The organism is Thauera aminoaromatica S2 (assembly GCF_000310185.1).
GTDB lineage: Bacteria > Pseudomonadota > Gammaproteobacteria > Burkholderiales > Rhodocyclaceae > Thauera > Thauera aminoaromatica.
Map to the genome: position 1 here is coordinate 1 of NZ_AMXD01000275.1, position 1,543 is coordinate 1,543.

Genomic DNA, 1,543 nt, shown 5'->3' on the forward strand with positions numbered 1-1,543 from the left:
CGCTGGCGTCGTGCTGGCCGCGCGCGGCGGCGAGCTCGAGGTAGCGCGCGGCCAGCCGCAGCGGCTGGTCGGGCGCGCCGTCGGCGAGCTCCTCGAGGTAGTTGCCCACCATCGCCAGCGCGCGCAGGGCGAGCGCGTGGCGCGCGGCGTCGGCCGGGACCTCGCCGCGCGCCATCGCCCCGAGCAGCTGCTCGAGGGCGTCGGTGAACAGCGTCAGGCCGTCGAGGCCGACGATGTCGAGGGCGCCGCGCACCTGGTGCAGGTGCGATTGCGCGAACTGCAGGCCGGCGGCTTCGCTGCCTGCGCAGCCGCGCTCGAGGATTTCGCGCGCGCGCCCCAGCGCGGCGTCGATCTCGCCCTTCACCCAGGTCAGCGGTCCCAGGTCCGGCTCGGTGGCGTGTGTCATGCTGTTCTTCCGGGCGACAGCCAGCGTGGTCAGACCTTGAAGCCCGAGACCGAGCCCTTCAGCTCCACCGCCAGCTCGGCGAGCTGGTCGATCGACACGGCGGTCTGGCGGGTGCCGAGCGAGGTCTGTTCGGTGACGGCGAGGATGTCCTTCATCGCCGCGGCGACGCGGCCGGCGGTCGCGGCCTGTTCCTGCACGTCGGCCGAGATGCGCTCGATCAGGCTGGCGGTTTCGGTGGAGACCTGGTCGATCTCGGCGAGCGCCTGGCCGGCGGCGTCGGAGAGCTGCGCGCCCTCGACCACGTTGCGGGTGGCGCTCTCCATCGCACCCACCGCGTCCTGGGTGTCGGTCTGGATGGTCTTGACGATCGCGGCGATCTGCTTGGTCGCCTCGGCCGAGCGTTCGGCGAGGCGCTGCACTTCCTCGGCGACGACGGTGAAGCCGCGCCCGGCCTCGCCGGCGGTGGCGGCCTGGATGGCGGCGTTGAGCGCGAGCACGTTGGTCTGCTCGGTGATGTCGGAGATGAGCTCGACGATCTCGCCGATCTCCTGCGAGGATTCGCCGAGGCGCTTGATGCGCTTGGCGGTCTCCTGGATCTGGCTGCGGATGTCGTTCATGCCGCGGATGCTGTTCTGCACCGCGTCCGCGCCCTTGCGCGCGGACTCCAGCGAGCGCCGCGCCACTTGGGCGGACTGCAGCGCGCGCGCGGAGGAGTCGGTCATCGACTGCGCCATGCGCTCGGCGGTGGCGCCGGCTTCCTCGATCTCCTGCGACTGGCGGTCGGTGGCGGCGAGCAGCTCGGTCGAGGTACGGCGCGCCGACTCGGTGGCCGAGGTCACCCGCGTGGCGGCGTCGTTGATTCGGCGTACCAGCACCGAGAGCTCCTCGATGGTGTAGTTCACCGAGTCGGCGATCGCGCCGGTGATGTCCTCGGTGACCGTGGCGCGCACCGTGAGGTCGCCGTCGGCGAGGTCGCCCATCTCGTTCATCAGGCGCAGGATGGCCTGCTGGGTGAGGTTGCGCTCGTCCTCGGCCTGGCGGCGCTCGGCCTCCGAGGCGAGGCGGCGCGCCGCGGCGTCGGCGGCGTAGGCGCGCGCCATCTGCGCCAGCACGAACACGGCGAGCAGGGCGGCGAGC

The 1,543-nt window shown here is 72.6% G+C and carries 2 protein-coding genes; both read right to left on the minus strand.

Going from position 1 to position 1,543, the window contains the following annotated elements:
* Positions 1 to 406 (minus strand): Hpt domain-containing protein (locus tag C665_RS19510; protein ID WP_004329463.1); only part of this gene is annotated, 406 nt, incomplete at its 3' end.
* A gap of 29 nt (positions 407 to 435) precedes the next feature.
* Positions 436 to 1,543: methyl-accepting chemotaxis protein (locus C665_RS19515; protein ID WP_004329465.1), on the minus strand; the 1,108-nt coding region annotated here is incomplete at its 5' end.